The 22,497-nt window shown below is 62.9% G+C and carries 17 protein-coding genes; 6 read left to right on the forward strand and 11 right to left on the reverse strand.

Features of this window, described 5'->3' with window-relative positions; translation table 11 throughout:
* Positions 1-33: 33 nt before the first annotated feature.
* Positions 34-2,364: an FdhF/YdeP family oxidoreductase gene (locus IEC33019_RS17225; protein ID WP_070093291.1), complete on the reverse strand. Its 2,331-nt coding sequence runs from the start codon at positions 2,362-2,364 to the stop codon at positions 34-36.
* A gap of 276 nt (positions 2,365-2,640) precedes the next feature.
* On the opposite strand from IEC33019_RS17225, the gene moaA reads away from it, so the two are divergent.
* Together moaA and IEC33019_RS17235 are read left to right on the forward strand one after the other, a co-directional pair.
* Positions 2,641-3,645, forward strand: coding sequence for a GTP 3',8-cyclase MoaA (gene moaA / locus IEC33019_RS17230; RefSeq protein WP_081337481.1), 1,005 nt, complete (start codon positions 2,641-2,643; stop codon positions 3,643-3,645).
* A gap of 20 nt (positions 3,646-3,665) precedes the next feature.
* Positions 3,666-4,565: a bestrophin family protein gene (locus IEC33019_RS17235; protein WP_099593772.1), complete on the forward strand. Its 900-nt coding sequence runs from the start codon at positions 3,666-3,668 to the stop codon at positions 4,563-4,565.
* A 246-nt stretch (positions 4,566-4,811) separates the two neighbouring features.
* Here the strand turns inward: IEC33019_RS17235 and moaB are convergent, their stop codons facing one another.
* From moaB to IEC33019_RS17260, 5 genes are all read right to left on the reverse strand, one after another.
* Entirely contained in the window at positions 4,812-5,351 is a 540-nt protein-coding gene (gene moaB / locus IEC33019_RS17240) for a molybdenum cofactor biosynthesis protein B (RefSeq protein WP_070093299.1), read from the reverse strand.
* A gap of 114 nt (positions 5,352-5,465) precedes the next feature.
* Positions 5,466-5,741, reverse strand: a complete 276-nt coding sequence (locus IEC33019_RS17245; RefSeq protein ID WP_081337479.1) for a PAAR domain-containing protein — start codon at positions 5,739-5,741, stop codon at positions 5,466-5,468.
* On the reverse strand, positions 5,738-7,405 hold the full coding sequence (locus tag IEC33019_RS17250) for a type VI lipase adapter Tla3 domain-containing protein (protein WP_301336631.1): 1,668 nt from the start codon (positions 7,403-7,405) through the stop codon (positions 5,738-5,740). Before IEC33019_RS17250 ends, IEC33019_RS17245 begins: the two co-directional genes overlap by 4 nt.
* The gene (locus IEC33019_RS17255) at positions 7,392-9,428 is read right to left on the reverse strand and encodes a T6SS effector phospholipase Tle3 domain-containing protein (protein WP_070094615.1); all 2,037 of its coding nucleotides are present in this window, start codon (positions 9,426-9,428) and stop codon (positions 7,392-7,394) included. The genes IEC33019_RS17250 and IEC33019_RS17255 overlap by 14 nt, the downstream gene beginning before the upstream one ends.
* Positions 9,425-12,004: a type VI secretion system Vgr family protein gene (locus IEC33019_RS17260; protein ID WP_437436738.1), complete on the reverse strand. Its 2,580-nt coding sequence runs from the start codon at positions 12,002-12,004 to the stop codon at positions 9,425-9,427. The genes IEC33019_RS17255 and IEC33019_RS17260 overlap by 4 nt, the downstream gene beginning before the upstream one ends.
* Positions 12,005-12,293: 289 nt before the next feature.
* On the opposite strand from IEC33019_RS17260, the gene IEC33019_RS17265 reads away from it, so the two are divergent.
* Positions 12,294-13,184: a LysR family transcriptional regulator gene (locus tag IEC33019_RS17265; protein ID WP_070094617.1), complete on the forward strand. Its 891-nt coding sequence runs from the start codon at positions 12,294-12,296 to the stop codon at positions 13,182-13,184.
* 63 nt (positions 13,185-13,247) lie between these two features.
* On the opposite strand, the gene IEC33019_RS17270 is transcribed toward IEC33019_RS17265, so the two are convergent.
* Positions 13,248-14,048: a helix-turn-helix transcriptional regulator gene (locus IEC33019_RS17270; RefSeq protein WP_070094618.1), complete on the reverse strand. Its 801-nt coding sequence runs from the start codon at positions 14,046-14,048 to the stop codon at positions 13,248-13,250.
* A gap of 195 nt (positions 14,049-14,243) precedes the next feature.
* Here IEC33019_RS17270 and IEC33019_RS17275 point away from each other — a divergent pair, with 195 nt between their 5' ends.
* Complete coding sequence (locus IEC33019_RS17275) at positions 14,244-15,593, forward strand: APC family permease (RefSeq protein WP_070094619.1); 1,350 nt, start codon at positions 14,244-14,246, stop codon at positions 15,591-15,593.
* A gap of 15 nt (positions 15,594-15,608) precedes the next feature.
* On the forward strand, positions 15,609-16,706 hold the full coding sequence (locus tag IEC33019_RS17280; RefSeq protein WP_070094620.1) for a DmpA family aminopeptidase: 1,098 nt from the start codon (positions 15,609-15,611) through the stop codon (positions 16,704-16,706).
* A 47-nt stretch (positions 16,707-16,753) separates the two neighbouring features.
* Here IEC33019_RS17280 and IEC33019_RS17285 read toward each other — a convergent pair whose 3' ends face one another.
* Complete coding sequence (locus tag IEC33019_RS17285) at positions 16,754-17,569, reverse strand: LuxR C-terminal-related transcriptional regulator (protein ID WP_070094621.1); 816 nt, start codon at positions 17,567-17,569, stop codon at positions 16,754-16,756.
* A gap of 122 nt (positions 17,570-17,691) precedes the next feature.
* Here IEC33019_RS17285 and IEC33019_RS17290 point away from each other — a divergent pair, with 122 nt between their 5' ends.
* On the forward strand, positions 17,692-18,507 hold the full coding sequence (locus tag IEC33019_RS17290) for a carbon-nitrogen hydrolase family protein (RefSeq protein ID WP_070094622.1): 816 nt from the start codon (positions 17,692-17,694) through the stop codon (positions 18,505-18,507).
* 159 nt (positions 18,508-18,666) lie between these two features.
* Here IEC33019_RS17290 and IEC33019_RS17295 read toward each other — a convergent pair whose 3' ends face one another.
* The 3 genes from IEC33019_RS17295 to IEC33019_RS17305 all read right to left on the reverse strand — a co-directional run bounded on the left by IEC33019_RS17295 (position 18,667) and on the right by IEC33019_RS17305 (position 22,280).
* Entirely contained in the window at positions 18,667-20,001 is a 1,335-nt protein-coding gene (locus IEC33019_RS17295; RefSeq protein ID WP_070094623.1) for an MFS transporter, read from the reverse strand.
* Positions 20,002-20,057: 56 nt separating this feature from the next.
* A complete protein-coding gene (locus tag IEC33019_RS17300) occupies positions 20,058-21,128 on the reverse strand; it encodes a C45 family autoproteolytic acyltransferase/hydolase (protein WP_070094624.1) in 1,071 nt (356 codons plus the stop codon).
* 240 nt (positions 21,129-21,368) lie between these two features.
* A complete protein-coding gene (locus IEC33019_RS17305) occupies positions 21,369-22,280 on the reverse strand; it encodes a LysR family transcriptional regulator (protein ID WP_070094625.1) in 912 nt (303 codons plus the stop codon).
* Between the last annotated feature and the right edge of the window lie 217 nt (positions 22,281-22,497).

Genomic DNA, 22,497 nt, shown 5'->3' on the forward strand with positions numbered 1-22,497 from the left:
TACCCGCGAATGGGCCGCCCAGCCCCTACGCACTCATCCCTGCGCGCAGCTCACCTCGATCCGATTCCCCGGCTTCGCTTTCTCGAACTTGATCGCCACGAACTTCGACGTCGGGGTGTAGGTCCCCTCGCCATAGCTGTCCAGCGGCACCAGCGGATTGGTCTCCGGGTAGTAGGCTGCCGCCTGGCCTTCAGGCAGGTCGTAAGCCACCAGGCGGAAGCCCGATACTCGTCGTTCGCGGCCATCTTCCCAGAGCGACACGATGTCCACGTGCTCGCCAGGCTCGAAGCCCAGGCGGCGGATGTCGGCCTCGTTGACGAACACCACCTCACGCAGGCCGAACACGCCCCGGTAGCGGTCGTCCAGGCCGTACAGGGTGGTGTTGTACTGATCGTGCGAACGCAGGGTCTGTAGGATCAGGTCCGGCTTGTCGCCACGCGCCAGGACCTGGGCGTTGACCAGTTGTTCCGGCAATTCGCTGGGTGTGAACTGGGCCTTGCCGGCGGCGGTGTTCCACTCGCGCCTGGCCGCCGCGTTGCCCAAGTGGAAGCCTCCCGGTTGTGCCAGACGCGCGTTGAAGTCGGCAAAACCTGGAATCACATCGGCGATCAGGTCGCGGATGCGTGCATAGTCGCCAACGGCCCACGCCCAATCGATCGGGTGTTTGCCCAGGGTCGCCTGGGCCATGCCGGCAATGATTGCCGGCTCCGAGCGCAGGTGTGGCGAGCGGGGTTTGAGCTGGCCGTGGGAGATATGCACCATGCTGAAGGTGTCCTCGACCGTGACGCCTTGCGGGCCTTCGGCCTGCAGGTCGATCTCGGTACGGCCCAGGCACGGCAGGATCAGCGCATCGCGGCCGGTCACCAGGTGCGAACGGTTGAGCTTGGTGGAGATCTGCACGGTCAGCGCACAGTTGCGCATCGCCGCGTGGGTGCGCGGGGTATCGGGTGTGGCCTGGGCAAAGTTGCCGCCCAGACCGATGAACACCTTGGCGCGCTGTTCTTCCATGGCCTTGATCGCCAGCACGGCGTTATGGCCATGGGCGCGGGGAACCTTGAACTGGAAGCGTTTTTCCAGGGCATCGAGCAGGCGCGCCGGGGGCTTCTCGTCGATGCCCATGGTGCGGTCGCCCTGCACGTTGCTGTGGCCACGCACCGGTGACAAGCCCGCGCCTGGCTTGCCGACGTTGCCGCGCAGCAACTGCAGGTTGACGATCTCCTGCACGGTCGGCACCGAATGGCGATGTTGGGTCACGCCCATCGCCCAGCACATGATCACCCGCTCGGCCTTGCGGTACATGCGCGCGGCCAGTTCGATCTCGGCCAGGTTCAGGCCGGACTGTTGGACGATGTGCTCCCAGGACGTCCCATCCACCGCCGCCAGGTAGGCGTCCACACCATCGGTGTGCTCGGCGATGAAGGCATGGTCGAAGACAGCCGGTTCGCCCTTGGCCTGGGCCTCGCGCTCCCACAGCAGCAGGAACTTGGCAATGCCACGCATGACCGCCATGTCACCGCCCAAGGCCGGGCGGAAATACGCGGTGTTGGTCGGCTCGGAGCCGTTGCTGAGCATCTCGAACGGGTGCTGAGGGTGTTGGAAACGCTCAAGGCCCCGCTCCTTGAGCGGGTTGAAGCACACCACCTGGGCGCCACGCTTGACCGCCTCGCGCAGCGGTTCGAGCATGCGCGGGTGGTTGGTGCCAGGGTTCTGGCCGATGACGAAGATCGCGTCAGCTTCTTCCAGGTCGTGGAAGACCACGGTGCCCTTGCCCACGCCCAAGGTGCTGGACATGCCCACGCCGCTGGCCTCGTGGCACATGTTCGAGCAGTCGGGGAAGTTGTTGGTGCCGAAGGCGCGCACGAACAGCTGGTACAGGAACGCCGCCTCATTGCTCGCCCGGCCGGAGGTATAGAACTCGGCCTGGTCCGGCGATTCCAGGGCATTGAGGTGCCGCGCAATCAGCGCGAAGGCCTCATCCCAGGTGGTTTCCACGTAATGGTCAGTGGCCGCGTCATAGCGGATGGGGTGGGTCAAACGGCCTTGGTACTCGAGCCAGTAGTCGCTTTGCTCGGCCAAGGCGCTGACGCTGTACTGGGCGAAGAACGCCGGGTCCACCGAACGCCCGGTGGCCTCCCAGTTGACGGCCTTGGCGCCGTTCTCGCAGAACTTGACCATGTCGCTTTCCGGCGACTCGCCCCAGGCGCAACCAGGGCAGTCGAAGCCGCCATTCTGGTTGGTCTTGAGCATCATGCGCAGGTTCTTGAAGGCGTTCTCGCTGCCCAGCCAGGCCTTGGTCACACTCTTGAGCGCACCCCAGCCGGCGGCGGGGCCATTGTAATCCCTGATGTGGTTGTCTTCGCTCATGGGGTCCTCGGGCGCTTGAAAAATGCACCGGCAATGGATGTCCGGCTTTTTTTCAGCCTATGAAGAGTGGCCCCAGCGCGTCCAATCGATATGCCTGACAGTGTGATAAACAGTTTCGATCAAGACTCGCAGGCCTTGTATTTCGAGGCCTGTAGCCATGATAGAGGAGACTGATCGTTTGGTCGGGGAAAGCAATTTGACGGGGGTGCGCACAGGTTATAGCTTGGAATGAGTCTGCGGCGCCGCGCCGCTTCACCCAACCTGCAGAGCACGATCGTGGAAGAAAACACCCGGGCACTGATCGACGGATTCAATCGGCGTATCGACTACCTACGGATGTCGGTGACCGACCGCTGCGACTTCCGTTGCGTCTACTGCATGGCCGAGGACATGCAGTTCCTGCCACGCCAGCAGATTCTCAGCCTCGAGGAGTTGTACCAGGTGGCCGAGCGTTTCGTCGCCCTGGGGACCCGCAAGATCCGCCTGACCGGTGGCGAGCCCCTGGTACGCCAAGGCATCGTCGGGCTGTGCGCACGCATCGCCGCCCTGCCAGGCCTGCGCGAACTGTGCCTGACCAGCAACGGCTCACAACTGGGCCGCCTGGCCCAGCCGCTGTTCGACGCTGGCGTATCGCGCCTGAACATCAGCCTGGACAGCCTCGATGCCGAACGTTTCCGCAGCTTGACCCGCACGGGCGATCTGAATCAGGTGATCGCCGGCATCGACGCCGCGCGCAGCGCCGGTTTCCGCCGCACCAAGCTCAACTGCGTAGTGCTCAAGGGCCGCAATGACCATGAAATCGTCGACCTGGTGCGCTTTGCCGTCGATCGCGAACTGGACATCTCCTTCATCGAGGAAATGCCCCTGGGTGTGATCAGCGAACATGAACGCGGCGAATCCTACTGCTCCAGCGACGACGTGCGTGCACGCATCGCCGAGCATTTCACCCTGGTCGAATCGGCCGAATCGTCCCAAGGTCCGGCCCGCTACTGGCGTTTGGCCGAAGCACCACAAACCCGGGTCGGTTTCATCTCGCCCCACAGCCACAACTTCTGCGCCACCTGCAACCGCGTACGCCTCACCGTCGAGGGCCGCCTGCTGCTCTGCCTGGGCAACGAGCACTCGATGGACCTCAAGCAGACCCTGCGCGCCCACCCAGGCGACGCCGAGCGCCTGGAGCAGGCCATTCGCGACGCCATGCAGCTCAAGCCCTACCGCCACCACTTCGAGGTCGGCGGCGAGGTGCAGATCCTGCGTTTCATGAACATGACCGGCGGCTGACCGGCCGCCTCTGGAACACCATGATCGTCCATCCCCGCCCCGATGTGCTGCGCGTGCTCTTCACCCTCAAAGGGTCGATCGTCAAGCGCATCGCCCTGCGCTGCCTGATGGTGACCGTGCTGGCCGCACTGATCGTGTTGGTCGAGCATCACTTCCCGGCGTTCTTCTACCCGGTCAGTGCCACGCCCTTCACGCTGCTGGGCCTGTCGCTGTCGATCTTCATGAGTTTTCGCAACAACGTCTGTTACGACCGTTGGTGGGAGGGCCGAAAGGCCTGGGGGCAGTTGCTCATCGAGATCCGCTCGTTCATCCGCCAAAGCCAGGCGATCGATGACGAACACCTGCGCGCCCGGCTGCTTCGCGGGCTGTGTGGCTTTGCCCATGCCCTGAACGCGCGCCTGCGCAACGAAGACGAACTGCGGGCCGCCGGCCCCTGGCTGGACGAAGCACCACGCGCAGGCTCCTACAACCCTTGCGATGCCATCCTGCGAGAGATCGGCGAAGCGTGCTCGCGCCTGGCGCACGACAAGCAGATCAGTGAATGGCGCTATACCTTGCTGGAACAGCGCCTGGTGGGGATGTCGCAGGTGCAGGCGAACTGCGAACGGATCAAGACCACGCCGATGCCCTTCCCCTACACCTTGCTGCTGCACCGCACCAGCTACATCTTCTGCCTGTTGTTGCCCTTCGCCCTGGCCGAACCCTTGGGCTGGCTGGCCCCGGCGTTCACCACCATCATCAGCTACACCTTCTTCGGCCTGGACGCCATCGGCAACGAGCTGGAAGACCCCTTCGGGCGCGACGAAAACGACCTGCCGACCGATGCCTTGGTACGCACCGTCGAGCGCGACGTGCTCTCGGCACTGGGCCACGAGCCGCTACCACCGGCGTTGGTGCCAGTCGATCATGTGCTGAGCTGAACCACTGTCGTGAACCACGCCACACACCCTGTGGGAGCGGGTTCACCCGCGAATACGTCAGTGGATTCACCACCGCATTCGCGGGTAAACCCGCTCCCACAAGTGTCAATTGCACATACCCGATACAGCGCATGAAACGCTATCGCTGGTGCTGATGCCGGCCGAGCTGAACACTGTCGTGAACCACACCCGGCACCCTGTAGGAGCGGGTTCACCCGACTCCACAGGCGCCAGCCAGCCGCTTGTCTACCCCCGACTTTCGCAGGCCCCCACCGCCTTGAGGTGTGGGACGAAATTGCACGGCCGGTGCCGCGCGTCCAGTTGCTCCACCAGAATGCCTTCCCAGGCCGTGCGGCAGGCTCCGGTCGAGCCTGGCAAGCAGCAGACCAAGGTGCCGTTGGCCAATCCGGCCAGGGCCCGGCTCTGTACGGTCGAGGTGCCGATATCGAGGATCGACAACGCCCGGAACAATTCACCGAAGCCATCGATGCGCTTGTCCAGCAAACACTCCACCGCCTCCGGCGTGCTGTCGCGCCCGGTGAATCCCGTGCCGCCGGTGATCATCACTACCTGCACCTGATCATCGGCGATCCATTGGGCGACCTGGGCGCGGATCTTGTAGAGATCGTCCTTGAGCAGCGCTCGCGCCACCAGGCGATGCCCGACCTCCACCGCCCGGGTGGCAAGCAGCTCGCCCGAGGTGTCGTTATCAAAGGTGCGGGTATCGCTGACGGTCAGCACGGCGACATTGAGCGGTACGAACACCGCATCCGGTTTCACACTCACCTTGGGTTCCTCTGCGTAGGGCATTGTCCCACCACGCTAGAGCCTAGCCCCGGGCGGCGTCCAATCGATATGGCAAACCGCATTATCGAGGGTGTCTATCAGACCCCAACGCCATCAAGGTGAATGCGTCAACAGTGTCAGCGCGTGGCTCGCCATGCCCTGACAACCACAGGCCAATCGGTGCCCTTGCAATACGACGGGGATGCCGTTCAAGCGTCGGTTCGGGTGCCCTTCGATAAAAGCGAACTCCCCCTTGTGCAAGGGGCACCTGGCCTTGTCACCGACCACGGCCGGCGTCTGACCGTTGAGCGTATGGGAGCCGGCCAGTTGGCAGGCCACTACACGACCACCGCTGCTGATAGGGTCGCCCAGGCAAACAGGCGCGCTCATCCGGGAGAACCGTAGCTGAACGGGTCCTGGCCACGCGTCTTGCGGTTCTTCGCTTTGCGCGCTTCATCCGGTGGGCGGACCATCTGCACCGTCAGGCTGCCATCAGCGCCGGCATACACCACCGCACTCGTGCCACCCTCCAGGTAACTGGCGATGGTCGCCAGGTTGATCTGCACCAGCGCACCGCTGACACCGGTATTTCCCAGGCGTCGGCCGATGTCATAGCCCTCTTCCACGTTGCCGATGTCCAGGCCGTGGCCGTCGGTGTTGAGTGCATGCAGGGCGTTGGTGAGGGCGATTTCCGCTTCGAGGTTATGGGTGGTGTCGTAGAACACCCGCACGGGCTCATGGCCCTTGGGCAAGGTTTCCAGCGCTTGCAACCAACCGGCTTGCAATGCCCTGGCCTGCAACGCGGGCTTCAGGCGCTTGCCGTTTTCATCCTGCATCAGGACTTTGATCGGGCGGTGCAGATAGCCCAGTACTGGCGAGGCGTCGAACTCTTTGACCTGGTGTTGGGCCCAGCGGATGGGCAACCACGGGGACGGCTCGAAATGACCGGGGCCTCGGTTGCTGATGGTTTGCCAGAGTTCGGGGAGTTTGGATTGCCAATAAGCGGTGGACATGGTGCCTGGGCCATAGGGCCGCTCGATCCCCTCCGCACGCTTGGCCTCTTCATATACCTTTCTGAACTGAGGCGAGTACTTCCAGTAAAAGGCCCAGAGCTTGCCCAAGTCCGTGTTTTTGTTTTGGTTGTTCTCGGCTTCATCGACAGCGGAAAAACGAATGTACCGATCCACGCGATCTGACCGGGCAAGCAGTAATCCCGCCGCGTTCTCGTATACGGTCGGCACGACGTGGCCATTTTGCAATCCTAGCGTGCCTGCCACGCGTAAACTGTTGCGTTTAATGTCACCATCCTCACTTACTATCAACGCCTGTGGCACCTTCACGTTGGCATCAAAGAACGTAAACAGCCGCTCAATCATGTGTTGTGCATGGGTGGTGTCCTCAGCCTCTTGCCACAAAAAAAGTGTTACCCCCAAGGTGGCGGCATTTCGTCCACCCAAAATATTAGCCGCAGCGCCTGTATCAGATGGCTGCTTAGGGGGACCTATACTGAAAACGGGGATAGGCCAATAAGCGACTGATTCCCCTGCCGAGTGCTTAAATGCCAAGCGAGACTTTATATTCCGAGAGCTCCGTCTCGATGTTAAGGACGCTTCATACGACTTGGGATCGCGTGAGTATATCGACGCGAAATTATTATTCTTATCCTTGATAAACTTCCAAATTCTAGTCTGAGCATCTCGGTGAATCGCCACCCCTGCACCCCGTATTTCCAATGAAAACGTGTGTGCGGGCGCTGACTCCTGCTCCGCGAGCGCAGCCAAAAGCTCGCGCCTATAGGCAGCTTGCTTGGCCTTTTCGCTCGCCAAGGCATTGAGCCACCAATGGATGCTAAAAACCAATGCTACGATACCGATAGCGGTTGAAACGCCCAAAGCCAGCAGCGGCTTAATATCACGCTGTACCATGTTGAATTCCTGTACCTTTGGGTAAGCGGTCATCAAGAAACCGAACCAAAGCATAAACAGCACGCCGGCCAACCAAAAATAAGGTCCGAGAGAGGGACGCGCACTATCGTTTACCTTATCTCCCTTCACCACGCGTTCCTTCTTTATCGAGTCCAGTCATTAAGGACGGAGGCGTAAGAGACACCAAGTCAGTGGAAGGAAATTCACCTTCCACATAATAGAAATGACACGCTTCTACCAAGGCCTTTGTTTCACCACTGAGTTTTTTCCAACCAGGCAATTTGACAACCTCATCAAATCGCTCACTGTCTAGCTTCCAATCCGCAATCGCCACCAACACCTCCCGCAGCTGCGGATCATTCAGGCAATGTGCCTGCCCCACCGCAATATCCATGGCCGTCACCCAACGGTGGTTCTCCGGGCTGCGCAACACTGCCGAGTGGTAGCTGTTCGTCTCCAGCACATCGCGCGCAACCGCCATGCGCGCCCGAATTTCATTGGGCGTTTCCTCGCGCAGGATGTCGAAATGATCAGGAGTCCCCAGCGTCACATTGCCGTATTGGCGCACTTGTTTCAGGGCTTCAGTCTGGTCACCTGGTTCCTTGCCCTCGTTCCAGGCGGCTCGGGCTTTCTCCAAGTCGATCCGTACCGCCGAGGTGGAGATTTTTCGCCACTGAAAGCGCGCCACCGGGTTACCCAGGGCATTGCTGACGCTCACATCGTCGGGCCTATCGAGCCCCGACTTGGCAGATGACCCAGGTTGCGCCTCGCCCCCAAACATCTGCGGGGCATGGGGCGGAATCAGCGGCTCGGCATTGATCCAACGCTCTTCATCTTCGGCAATGCCCCCTTGGGAAGCGAGCCCCACGATCAGGTTGTTCCCGGGGTAACGGTGTTCTCCCTTGGCACGCAGCTTTTCCGGTTTGGCCGCTTCACCCACCCGTACCGGCTTCCCGTTACGGTGGCGCCTGGTCCATAACCGCTGGTAGAAGCGCAAGGGCTGGAGCGCCAGCATCGCCGGCGTTCCATCCGGCAAGGTATCTGGCACGCCGTAGGTGCCGATGCCCTTGACGTCATCCAGGGCAACGGTGGTGTCCTCCGGGCAAAAATACAGGTACACCTTGCCGCGATTGTCGCGCTCGGGGAACACCGTGAGATTGCCCACTTTGTCCTGGCGCGTGCCTTCGGTCGGCGACCAGAGGGGGCCGGTGCGCCCACGGTAGGTCCACAGGGCCCTGAGCTCAGGCAAGGGCGGCTGGGTGTGGGGCGTCTCGGTCACCGCCGCGACGATGCGCATCAGCGTGGCGAGGGTGTCGTGCCCTGTGGGTGTGACGCTGGGCAGCACGCTGTAGGGTGTATCCACCATGATCAGCGTGTCCGCGCAGCGCTGGCCCTTGTCGATCAACAACGCCTGGGCCAACAAGGTGATCAGGGTGCCCTGGCTATGCCCGATGATGCTGATGGTTTCGTCCGGCGATACCCGGCGGATCTCGCTGACGAGCATGGCCAGCCGGGTGGCGGCCAGCACGAAATAACGCCGATGAGGGCCCTTGCCCATGAACAGGGTATTGGGCAAGGCCAGTTGCGCCCCATGGCGCTTGAAGGCACCGAAGCCCTTGCCGTACATCTCCAGCAGATTGTTGGTGGCGTTGGCGAAGAAACCACCGCCCTTGGCGAAATGCCGGTCCAACCGGTTGTCGAAAACGTCCAGGTACTGATCGCGCAACTTGACCGGGTCATGGTTCTGGTCCCGTTTGATCTCCCCTGGCTCAGCGCGGTATCCCCAGTAGAAAGGAATCATCAGGCTGCGCGTCTTGGGGTCAGACGTGTCGCGCCGGTAGAGGTAGGTGTCAGGATCATCGAGCGCGTTCAGATCGTCACTGCCTCGCGCTTCAGGGGCAAGCTGCTTGGCCTTCTCATAATCCGCTCCGTATCGTCCCGCCTTCAGGTCCGGCCGGTCCAGCCGCTCGTTGACCCCTTGGCACAACCCCTCCTCCACCGCCTCATACGACGCCCCCGGGTCATTCACCCCATGCAGAAAGATCACCACCCCCGGCAGGTCGGCAGGCACCTCAAGGGTGCGGACGCCATCGAAGCCAGGGATAAGCCGGCTCACGCATTGCGCCACGGTGTAGTACTCGGAATCGCTCATTGGCCATCTCCTTTCGCGCCGTTTTCGCGCCTCGCCGCTATCTGGGCCTGGTGCATCTGGTCACGCTCGACACGTTCGGTATGACCACGACCATCGGTGCGGCCTTGCACGGCGCTGCCATCTTCGAGGGCGATCTGGTAGGCATGGTCGACCGCCAGGCGCACACTGTTCTCGATATGCCCTGGGTAGCGGAACATCAAACGTTGGGCCGCGGGATCGCGGCTGAAGCCCGGTGCCTGGATGCTGTCGGTGTCCGGACCGGTCCAGTCGTGCTCGCTGGCCTTTACCGTGACCTTGCCCGAGGTGCCGATTTCGATGCCGGCGCCGATCCTGATGTAGCTGCCGTCGTCGGCCACCAGGCGAATAGTTGGTGCGGTCATGACGGCTTCGCCTTCGGAGGCCGAGAAACGCAGGTGTTTTTGCGCATTGAGAATGATGTCGTCTTCCTGGGCCTGGACCTGGACCTTGCCCCGGTTGGCGATCGCGCTGATACCGCCCTCCTGGACGAAGGCGCTCACGCCCTTGCCGGCCTGCAGGCGCAAGGCAGCACCACTGGTGAGCTGCAGGTGATCCTGGGCAGTGATGTCATGATTTGCTCCGGCGTAATGCACCTGCGAGCCAGGTGTCGCACTGGCGATTCCTGCCTGAGCCGCCATTGCCAGCAGTGGAGCCCCCGAGCTTTCGCTGTCTGGGGCCGGCCACTGCTGCAGCGCCTGACGCAGGGCATCCTCGCCTTGACTGTCCACCGCTTCACCGCCGCGCGCGGCGGCAGTCTGGCCCAGTGCCTTGAACAGTTCGCCGCACTCGGCCAGCAACTGCAGCAACTCATCCCGGTCCAGTTGCGCCTGTGCGGCGTCATGACGTGCGCAGGTGGTCAACAGCAATCCTTGTGCGGCGCGCAGGGCAATCGCGGCATCGGTGCGCAGCTCGGCACCCTGGCCGCGAGGCTGCGCACGGCCATCGCTGCGTGGACCGGTGAGCTTGCCTAGGTTCAGCGCTGTCGCGTGATGAGTGGTACCCAGGCGAGCGCGCAATGCGCCAGTCGTGTCATCGAACAACAATTCATTGAAGCCGCGCCCCTTGTGTTCCTGGCTCTGGATGCCCGACAACGCGCGGTTGCCCGGCAGGCCCGATGCCTTGCTGAAGCGTGGCGGGGTCTGTTCAGCGTTGTACAGCACCGCCGTGACCACGGGTCTGTCGATGTCCCCACCGAGAAAGCTCACCAGCACTTCCTGGCCGATGCGCGGCACGAATTGATGGCCGAAACCACCGCCGGCGCTGGGCATCGCCACACGGACCCAGGTGGTGCCTTCGGGCAGGCTGTTCGCCCGCTGCCAAGGGAATCGGACCTGAATGCGCGCCAGTTCGTCAGTGAACACCTCCTCGCCCTGCGGCCCGACCACGATGGCGCTGAGCGGTCCAGTGAGAGTGGGGCGCGGCACGGTGATGGGGTGTCGATACGGGATCTTCCTGCGGATGCAGACGAAGTCGTTGCTGTAGTCGGCGGGCGTGTCCGAGAGGTAGTTATTGCGCCCCCGGTGAGTGACCGACACCACGAGGAATTCACGGTCCGCCGGCGGATCACGGTCGTGATCGAAATGCTGGGTCAGTTCGAAGGCATAGCCAGGGCGCATCGCCCGGCAATGGCTGGTGCCACTGAAAGTCTTCGCCCACGCCTCGATGACTTCGAGACGGTGGCGGGCGAGCCGGTCGCCATCCTCGGGGTGGCCATGACTGTACGCCCCGAAAAACTCATAGACCTCGTAACCCGGCGCCTCGCCCTGCTCGTTCAAGGTGTCCATCTGAACGGGCAGCCGAGTGCGAGGCTGCTTGTAGTCGAACGTCTGCAAGGCCAGCCTGCCTGACTGCAGTTCGCGGTGGCTGCGCCATTGAGTAATGGCGTCGGTGGGTTCGGTCAGGCTCGCGCCGTGGTAACGGATCTGCGCTTGCTCGGGCAAGCTTTCCAGAGAAGGGGAATGGTCGGTGATAACCAGAACGTGGCTGTTTTCCGTGTGCTCGAAATAGAAGAACAGCCCGTCCTGCTCCATCAGACGCAATACGAAGTCCAGGTCGGTTTCACGGTATTGGGTGATGTAGCTGTAGGACTTTAGCGGTCGTAGCAGACGAAACTCGAACGTGGCCAAGGTACCGTAATGGGCGAAAACCGTGCGCAGGACCGCTTCGATAGTGTGCTCCTGAAAGATGCGTGAATCGACACGCCGCGTCAGCATCCACAACCAGGGGCTCAAGGTCGCTCGATAATGGGCCAGGCCACCATCGCTGCCCTGTAGGCCGAACTGGGTGATATGACCGTGGATGTAACGAGCTCCGCCGTCCGTTAGCTCGATGGCCAACTTCGCGGGCTGGCCGATCAAGGCCTTCAGTTCGAGGCACGCGTCCTCACACAGCACGGACAACTCGAAGCTGAACAGCGTGGACAGACCTTCGCTGCCGCAGAACTGCTCCAGCAACAGGGTATGTTCATCGCAACAGGCAGTGGTCAGCGTGAACAAACGGCGCTGCTGGGAAGCAAATGCCTGTACAAAATCCATTTGCACTTCACTCTCGTCAGTCATGAAAGAGACTAATAAAACGCCCCAATTGTTATCACGACAAACCCAGAGTGTAACTAACTTAAATTGCTTTTCAAAATATTATAAATTCAAAGAAACATCCTACAAAAACATAAAATAATCAACAAGAAAAACACTACCACTCCACACTAAGCATACAAAAACTTACATATAGAGCCTGTCTTTACACAAGTAATAAACACCCCCAAAAACCCGCCCCTACCACCTGAAGATGGCAAACCGCCCAAGACTTGGTTAAGGTCAACTCATTCCGCTTTCACCAGGCCGCGTCATGGACATCAAACAGCTCAAATTCCTCATTGCCCTCGACCAGACCCGCCACTTCGGCCAGGCCGCTGCGTTGTGCCACATCACCCAGCCGACCTTGTCCATGCGCCTGCGCAACCTGGAGGACGAGTTGGACCTGGTGCTGGTCAAGCGTGGCCAGCGCTTCGAGGGCTTCACCGAGGCCGGCGAACGCATTCTGGCCTGGGCTCGCACCCTGCTCGCCGCCCACGACGGCCTGCAGGCCGAGGCCGCCAGTTGCCGGGGCCAAGTGGTCGGTAGCCTGCGCCTGGGCACCGTGCCGCTGGCCAGTTTCAACCCGATGCACTTGCTGCTGCCCTTGCGCGAGAAGTACCCGGAGCTGCATTTTCAAGTCAGTTCGCTGAGCTCCGAGCAGATCATCGATGGCCTGAGCCGCAACCAACTGGACCTGGGGATCTGCTACCTGGATCAGGTCAATGCCAGCTTCTTCGAGGTGATCGAACTGGGCACCACCACCATGGGCCTGCTGCACGACACCCGGCACTTCGCCTTCGACGAACCGCAGCTGCGCTGGGAAGCGCTGGCCAACCTGCCCTTGGGCCTGCTGAGCAAGGGCATGCACTATCGCCAGTCGCTGGATCTGAGCCTGCGCAGCCGGGGCCTGGAACCGGCTGCGGTGCTGGAGAGCGATTCCACGTTCCAACTGATCCAGGCCATCAACACCGGCCTGTGCTGCGCGGTGATGCCGCTTGACTGCGGGCTGGAAGAGCTGTCCGAGCACTTGCGCATCCTGCCCATCGCCGACGCCAGCATCCACAGCCCGGTGGGCCTGTTGTTGCGCCGCAGCGAGCCGCGCTCGGCGATTGCCGAGCAGTGCTTTGCCGAGGCCAAAACGCTATTTGCTGAACAGCCCTGAGGGCGCCTTTGGGATCGCCCGTCCCGCACTGCGATCGCGTTGCCTGCCACGTCCCCGGAGATCTCAAGGATGCTCCGGGTCGTGCCCCAACGACTGCAAGAACAGTGAGAACAACTCCGGCTGCGAGGAGATATCCAGCTTGGCATACAGGTGCCGACGGTGAACCTTGACGGTTTCCGGGGAGATCGCCAGGCGTTCGGCCATGGCCTTGGACGAATAGCCACGCAGGACCAACCGGGCGATCTCAAGCTCACGCTCCGACAACACCCCCGCCCCGAAATGGCTGAGCGCATCACGCACCTGGGCCGCCACCGGCTCGCCCGCCGGCATCAGGCGTTGACTGCGCAACTGCCAGTGCTGCTGCATCAGCGCCAGCACCCAGGGGCAGAACATCGCCAATTGCCCACACTGCTCCGAACTGAACGGCCGGCGCATGCCCAAGGACAACGACAACGCCCCCTGCCCCGGCAACTGGAGGATGAACTGCACCTCGTCCTCCAGCACGTTGGCATGGAAGTAGTTGAGGTAGTACTCACTTTGGTGGAACTGGTCCGGCGCCACCTCGTCGAGCCGGTACAAGCCGCTGGACACGCCATCCTGGCAGGCCTGGAAGAACGGATCGAGCTGATACAGGCCACTGAGGTACAGGGGCATCGCCGCCGGCCCGTCCTGGGGCGTGGCGTCGTACTCCTCAAGCACCACCGGGGCAGCGTTGCTGGGGTAGAAGACGGCCAGGGCGTTGTCGAACGGCAGCCAGCGGTGCAGGAGCAGGATCAACTGCTTCCATAGACGTGGCTGGCCGATCTGTTCGATGGTGCGGCCAAGGTTGGCGTGAATGCCGACTTCATGAAACAGGCTGTGCATCCGCAGGCTCCCCTGAATAGGTGATGGGATTTCCCGTCTTTCCCGTCCGCGCGTCAAGTGGGCGTACCCCAATAGGGTAATTGGCTGCACGCCCCGTCACGCCTAGATTGCAGCCCATGCCACGCCCCGCGTCGAGGGCGCGCTCCCCTTCTTCGTCACTGCCTCAACCACCAATAACAATTCGAGGAGAACGACATGCACGACAGTGCACTCAAGCCCAGCCTGGGCATGCTCGATGTGGTCGCCATCACGGTCTCGGCGGTCACACCGGCCAGTTCCGTGTTCGTCATCGCACCCTTTGCCATCGCCCAGGCCGGCAGTGGTGCCTTCCTGGCCTTCGTCCTGGCCGCCCTGCTGGCGTTGATGTTCGCCTGGTGCTATGCCGAACTTGGCCGCGCGCATACCTCGGCGGGCGGCGAGTATGTCTATGCCAAGCGGGTGTTCGGTGGCTTGGCCGGCTACGCCACCTTCCTTACCGTGATGGTGATGCTGCTGTTCATCCCGCCGGTCCTCGCCACTGGCGCGGCCACCTACCTCAACAGTGCCCTGGGCACCCAATTCGACACCCAGACCGTCGCCCTGGCCATCGTCGCCGCCAGCTACGGCTTGGGTATTCTCAATATCCGCGTCAATGCCTGGGTCACCGGCGTCTTCCTGTTGTGCGAAGTCGCCGCCCTGTTGGTGATCGTGGTGCTCGGTTTCGGCAACATCAGCCAGCCGCTCAGCGTGCTGACCCAACCCCAGCACATCGATCACGGCCTGCTCACCGCCGCGCCCTGGACCCTGGTGATCGCCGCGATGGGCACCGCACTGTTCTCCTACAACGGTTTCGGCGGCGCGGTGGTGCTGGCCGAGGACATGAAGGACGGGGGGCGCAGCAACCACCGCGCCGTGCTCTGGTCGCTGGCGCTGGTGGTGGCGATCGAGCTGATACCGATCGGCGCCCTGCTGCTCGGCGCGCCATCGCTGCAAGACATGCTTGCCAGCCCCGACCCGATCGGCTACTTGCTCACCGCCCATGGCAACGAAACGCTGTCGCGGCTGGTCAGTGCCGGTATCTTCCTCTCGGTGTTCAACGCCATCATCGCCATCGTCATCCAGTCTGGCCGGGTGATCTTCAGCAGTGGCCGCGACCAGCTGTGGACACCTTCGTTGAATCGTCTGTTCACCCGCATCCACTCTCGCTGGGAGTCGCCTTGGCTGGCCACGCTGTTCCTCGGCGTGCCCTCGGCGGCGCTGACCTTCAGCTCCAACCTTGAGGAACTGACGTCCTTCACCGTCTTGCTGCTGGTGATGGTCTACCTGGCCGTGGCGCTGTGCGCCCTGTTCAGCCGCGTGCTGCGGGCCGATCGCGACCACCCGTATCGCATGCCCCTGTGGCCGATGCCGGCACTGCTGGCCGCAATGGGCGCCGGTTACCTACTGCTCAATGGCCTGCTCGACGCCTCGGTCCGAGACACCCTGATCATTCTCGGCATACTGGCGGTCTCGGTGATCCTCTACAGCACCTACGGCAAGCTCAGCCCCACTTTCCAGAAACTCTGAACAACAGGAGTCCCTATGCGCGCGCGTAAACTTGGCATCACCCTGGGCCTGGGTACCCCCGGCCAATTCAACGCCATCACCGATGTGCCCGGTGTTCGTGTCGGCCACAGCACCCTCATTGCGGATCACGACGGCAAGCAGGTGCGCACCGGCGTCACCGTGATCCAGCCGCGCCCTGGCGCAGCCCGCTTGGCGCCGTGCTTTGCCGGGGTCCATGTGCTCAATGGCAACGGTGACGCCACCGGGCTTGAGTGGATCCGCGAAGCCGGCCTGCTCACTACGCCGCTGGCCATCACCAACACCCACAGCGTCGGAGTGGTGCGTGACGCCCTGATCGCCGCCGAACGCGACGCCCTGGCCGACCCTGCCGTGTACTGGTGCATGCCGGTGGTGATGGAAACCTACGACGGCCTGCTCAACGATATCTGGGGCCAGCACGTCGGCGCCGAGCAGGTGAACGAAGCCCTGGCCCGCGCCGAATCCGGCCCGGTCGCCGAGGGGGCGGTGGGCGGCGGCACGGGCATGATCTGCCATGAGTTCAAGGGCGGCATCGGTACCGCATCGCGCAAGCTGTCGTCCGAGCAAGGCGGCTGGACCGTCGGAGCGCTAGTCCAGGCCAACCATGGCCAGCGCCGCGAGTTGCGTATCGACGGCTATCCGGTGGGCCGGGTACTCGATGGCATCCCTTCGCCCTTCGACGACCGCGGTGAACCGGGCATGGGCTCGATCGTGGTGATCATCGCCACCGACGCCCCGCTGCTCCCGCACCAGTGCCAGCGCCTGGCCCAGCGTGCCTCCATCGGTATCGCCCGCACCGGCGGTGGCACCGAGGATGCCAGTGGCGATCTGTTCGTAGCGTTCTCCTGCGCCGAGCAGCAATTGCCCGTGGCCGAGTACGGCCGTAAAGGCACGCCGTTCAGCTTGCCGGTGCAGATGCTCAACAACGACCACATCACGCCGTTGTTCATGGCGGCGGCCGAAGCGGTGGAAGAAGCGATCGTCAATGCCCTGCTGGCGGGCGTCGACATGCACACCGCCGATGGCGTGCTGGTGCCGGGACTGGGCGGCGAGCGGTTGCTCAGCGCCCTGCGGCAGGTGGGTTGGCAGGGGTAGAAACCGGGGGCCGCTGTGCGGCCCCGAATCCCGCTACTCGTAAAAAGCTAGGAAGCGGAGCGCAGACTGCTCAGCGCCTCGCCTGCCAGGAACAACAACGAGAACAGCTCGCTCTGGGAGTTCACATCCAGCTTGCGGTACACATTGCGCCGGTGAACCTTAACTGTCTCTGCAGAGAGTTCGAGCTTGGCCGCAGCCTCCTTGTTGGAGTGGCCGGAAAGAATCAAGCGCACCACATCCAGCTCCCGCGCAGTGAGCACCGATTCCAGTTGCTGGCGCGCTTCTTCACGGCCATGGGCGTAGTCCAGCGCCGGTTTGGTGGTTGGCGCCCGCTCCGGCAGGCTCTCGAAACGCAGGCGCTGGCGCATCAGGCCGATCAGCCAGGGCCGGATGAGCTCCAACAAGGCGAGCTGCTCACTGTTAAAACGCCGACAGCCGCCCAGCGACAGGCACAGCGTGCGCCCCTCGCCCACCGCCACGTTGAACTGGACCTCGTCGGCGACCACGTTATGGGTGAAGTACAGGCGGTAGTAATCGGTCTGCTGGAAGTGCTCCGGGGCGATGTCGGCCAGGCGCACCAACCCAGTCACGGGGCGCTCCCGACTGTTGAGGTAGAACGGGTCCAGCAGGTACAGGCCATTGGCGTATTCGCTCACCAACGGGTCGACACCCTCGCGGTCGTAAGGGCTCTGGTCGAAGATCAGCGGCCTATCGTGGCTGAACAGCAAGGCGACCCAAGAGTCCACTTCGACGAAATCCCCCACCAGCGTGACCAGCGTGCGCCAGAAGCTGGGGCGATCAAGGTGCTCGATGCATTGGCCTATGCCCTGATGCCATGAAAGATCCTGCAGACTCAGGCCCATGCCTACCCCCGGGTTAACCACTCAGCGTGATTGTTTTGACAGTCGTTGTTTTCATACTTGCATCACCCTTTGCAAAAGTCACCCGACCCCAAGCCGGTCGCACACAACGAGATGGACTGCCCATGAAAATCGAAGTGGTACAAACAACAACACGCGATGGCGACACGCACTACAACCTGAAATGCATCTTGAAGGACATCGCCCAGTGTGCGCCGGACACCGACGTCGTGCTGTTTCCCGAGTCGCACCTGACTGGGTTTCTCAGCCAGGAAGACGTCGGCATGCTCTCGGAATCTGTCGAGGGCGAAGCCGTGCAGGCGGTGGTCGAAGCGGCGCGTCAGCGCAATGTGGCGGTGGTGCTGGGGCTTTATGAGAATGCCAATGGCACCTTCTACAACACCACCCTGTTCATCGCCCCTGAAGGCATTCTGCTCACCTACCGCAAAACCCATCTGTGGGTGCCGGAGCATGGCATCGTGGTACCAGGAAATCGCTTCTCGACCGTGGAGTGGCGCGGGGTGCGCATTGGCCTGCTGATTTGCTACGACAGCGAATTCCCTGAGACCGCCCGGGCACTGACGGCGCTCGACGCGCAGGTGATGCTCATCACCGATGGCCTGGCCGAGCCCGAGGACAACGTGCATCGCGTGTCGGTGATGGCCCGGGCGATGGAAAACCAGGTGTTTGCCGTGGTGGCCAACCGGGTCGGCCACGGGCCGGATGATTGTGTGTTCGTTGGCAACAGCCTGGGAGTGGACCCCTTTGGCAGGACGCTGTTCGAGGCAGGCCGAGGCGAGTCCCGCCATGCCGTGACCCTGGACCTGTCGCTGATCGGCAAGGCTCGCGCCTTCCACGACTACCGCGCCAACCAGCGCATCGCCTTGCCGGGTGAGCGCATCGAGCATCCCAATGGCCTGCGTGAACTGGTCATCGGCTAAGCCCCTGGCGGCGCCTGCGCTACACCGCGCCGCCTGCTTCGCGGGTAAACCCGCTCCCACAGGTTCTGCAGCGCCCTCGAGAACAACGCTGTACCTGTGGGAGCGGGTTTACCCGCGAAAGGGCCAGGTCTGGCGATACACAACGATCGCCATACGCTGTCAATGGCGGGCCAGCACCGCCTCCCCGGCAACGCCAGCCGGCGCTTCGTCGATCTGCGCCATGCTCAGGCGCGAGGTCTCGCGCAGCATCAGCGAACAGACCGCCACCAACGCCAGCGCCCCTGCCCCATACAACGCCACGCCCAACGGGTTGTGGTCGGTGAGGATAAGGATCGCCGTGGCGATGCTCGAAGCTGTCCCACCGCCCAATGCCGCACCGATCTGATAGCTCGCCGAGATCCCGGAGTAGCGCATGCTGCGCGGGAACTGCTCGCCCAGGAACGCCGGGATCGGCCCTTGGGTAGCGCCCATCAACAGGCCCGTGAGGCTGTAGGCGAACAGGGCGATGCCAAAGCTCTTCATGCCGACCAGCTCGAAGAAGGCAAACAACCCGAGCGCCATGACCACCGCACCGAACACCATCACCGTGCGCCGACCCAGGCGATCGGACAGGTAGCCGAACAGCGGCGCGGAGAACACGATGGCGATAGACAAGGTCAGGTCGAACATCAACGCTTGGGTGCTGCCGAAGCCCACCTGGGTGGCATAGGTCAGGAAGAAGGTGCTGCCGATGTAGGCGATGGTGCAATAGCCGAAGGCGATCCCGGTGCACAACAGCAGCTGACGTGGACGCTGACGCAACGCCTCGGCCAGTGGCGCACGGACCGGCTTGACTGCCGGAGCAGCGACCGGTGCCGGTGCCTTCAGGCGCGCATACAGGCCGATCAACACCAGTGTGCCTCCGAGCCAGAATGGGATGCGCCAGGCAAAGTCCACCAGGTTGTCGTTGAAGGCGGCACTGACGATGGCGAACACCGCTGCGCCGAGGATGCCGCCGACGCCGATGCCCATGCTGGTGAAGCTACCCCACAACCCTCGCCTGCCCGGCGGCGCCGACTCGATGCCGAACAGCGCGGCACCGCCCCATTCCCCCCCGGCGGCAAAGCCCTGGATCAGGCGCAACAACACCAGCAGGATAGGCGCAGCGATGCCGATGCTGGCATGGCTTGGCAAGCAACCGATGAGGAAGGTGCTCAGGCCCATGAGCAGCAAGGTCGCGACCAACACCTTCTGGCGACCGATGCGGTCACCGTAGTGGCCAAACACCAAACCGCCCAACGGACGGGCGAAGAAGCCGGCGCCAAAGGCGCTGAAAGCCACCAAGGTCGCGGTCAGGTGGTCCATCTGGGGGAAGAACACCTGGGGAAACACCAGCGCAGCCGCGGTGCCATAAATGATGAAGTCATAGAACTCCAGCGCAGTGCCCATGCCGGAGACGCAGAAGGTCCGCAGCGCAGACCGGGACGACGCAGGGTTGGAATGTTCCGCATGCATTGTTGTTGTTCTCGTTGTCAGCGGGTGCCGCCCTGCTCAGGCGGCACCGGGTGGGCTCAGAAACGTTCGAAGCCAGCCTTGGCCAGTTGCAGCGGCGTGCCCGCTACGTATTCCAGCGCGCAGCGCTCGGTATCGATCCCCACGCTCAGCAGGGTTTCCCACCGCTCGGTGTCGGGCATGGCCATGTCCGGGTGGAAGCAGATCGGTGCGCTGTCGCCTTGCGCGCCACACATGGCTTCGGCACGGGCGCGCAGATCGGCGCTGCCCATCTGGCCGATCACCTGCTCCAGGTGCCCCAGGCGGCACTGAGTGTCGGCGCGGTCGGCGACCTGTTCGCCCAAGCTCAGTTGCGGGTCGAGGAAGTGGTTGGTGTGCAGCAACCAGCCGTCTTCACGCGGCAGCACCAGCGCCGTGCGCTCAGGGCTCAGTTCGATGCTGACGGCGCGCGGGCTGCTGTCCTCGCGCGAGAACACGGTGAGCACGGTGGAGGCGCTGACCCGCGCCGAACGGGCCAGTTCGATGGCTTCCTCGACACTGCTGGCGTCTTCGAGCAGGCGGCGGGCAATCGCATGCACCGGCACCCCCCCGCTGTCGTTGTCGCTGGTGTGATGGAGGATGTTGAAATGCAGGCCCAGACCTGCGCTGTTCACCCCCAGCTTGGCGAGCATGCCGAACTCGCAGAACAGTTTGACGTTCATGCCACGCTCGGTGTGCAGCGCCAGCATCAGGCCGTGGGGGCAGAGGCTGTCGTGCCAGTCCCAAGTCTGCAGGGTCTGCGGCGCACGCGGGCCACGCGGTGCATGCACAGTGGTTGAACATTCGCTGTGACGGGTACGCGCCGCCAGCACCTCGGTGCGGGCGTTAAGGCTTGCCAGCTGCCACAACGGCAGGTCGGCGCCGCTGGCCATACCGATCACCTCGGCTGCCAGGTTCGGGCTCCAGGCTTCCAGGGCGGCCAGGCTGTTTTCGCCGATGCGCTGCGCCTCGCGCAGGGACACGCCCACTCGCGGGAAGAAGTCCAGGTAAAGCTGGGTGGTATGGCGGATCTGCTCGGCGAAGCGCTCGCCGATCTGACGACCACGCTCGGCGGGCGTGCGGATATCGGTGACTAGGGTATGGATCTTCACTGCGGGGGAACTCCTGGTACAGCTGGCTCGAGGCATCGTTGCTGTTCTGGAAAGAGTGAGGCCGCCTCGCCCCCCTGTTGCATGTACCTGCCGTGAGAGTGACGGGACCATGGACCGGGCACGAAGTGGCCGCTGTGTTCAAGCAACCACCGCTAGCCTAGCGAGCCATCCCCGGTCGATCATCGCCACAACCCGCACAACTTTTGTGCCTGAGCGGAACAATTGAGCCCCGCTGCCTGGTTACAGCCCCTGGCTGCGCAGTTGTTCATGCAACAAGGCGATGAAGGCCTGCACCTTGCGCGTGTTGCGCCGATGGGGCAGGTACAGCACGTGCACCCAGGGCCCGAAGGCACTCAACGCCCGCCAGTAGTCCGGCAGCACTTCCACGAGTTGCCCCTTGGCCAAATAGGGCGCGGCGCACCAGGTGGGCACGAACTGCAGGCCATGACCATCGAGCAAGCAGGCAAGCAGGAAGTCGAAGTTGTCGCTCACCAGCCGAGGCGTGGGCTGGCGCACGCGCAAGGTCTGGCCCTCGTGCTCGACCCACCAGAAGCTGCGATTGAGCAGAGGATGGCGCAGTAGCAGCCAGTCGTGCTGGGCGTAGTTCTCCAAGGTGATGGCCCCACCCCGCTGGGCCAGGTAGTCGGGGCTGGCGCAGAGGATCACGCGGTTCTCGATCAGCGGCTGGGCGATCAGTTCTGGCTGGTCGGTGGGGCCATCGCGCAGCGACAGGTCGTAACCACCGTCGATCAGGTCTTCGTTGGCGTCGTTGAGGTTCACCTCCAGACGCACCTGCGGGTGTTCGCGCATGAAGCGAAAGCACACCTGGTTGAGAAACGCCGGACCGAACGACGGCGGCGCGGTGATGCGCAAGGTGCCACGCAGCTCGTGCTGCAACTGCTCCACCTCCTCGGTCACCAGCTGCAGGTGCATCAAGGCCTGGCGCGCGCCGTCCAGGTACAGGCTGCCAGCCTCGGTGAGCGCCATGCGCCGGGTGGTGCGCTCGAACAGGCGCACCCCAAGCTCGGCCTCCAGGTGAGCGACAGCCTTGGTGATGGCCGAGGGCGTCTTGCCCAACTGCTCGGCCGCACGGCTGAAACTGCCGTGCTCGGCGGCGGCGACGAAGATGGTCAGGGCCGTCATTTTGTCCATGGTTTCTTCCTGTTCGGCACAAGCGAGGCAATGGCGGGAGCGCGTGAGTATCCGCGCCTTTTCATCAAGCCCGCAAATGGCGCGGATTTGAATAGGCGCCGAGCAGCCTGTGGCTTGCACCACGGCAATCATAGGCCAGGGATTGTTTCCTGATCGCGAAAAAAGTTGTGCCTGTCGTCGCATTTAACCGGCCTTGCGCGTTGGCTAGGCTGCGGCT

This window comes from Pseudomonas putida (assembly GCF_002741075.1).
Taxonomy (GTDB): Bacteria; Pseudomonadota; Gammaproteobacteria; order Pseudomonadales; family Pseudomonadaceae; genus Aquipseudomonas; species Aquipseudomonas putida_T.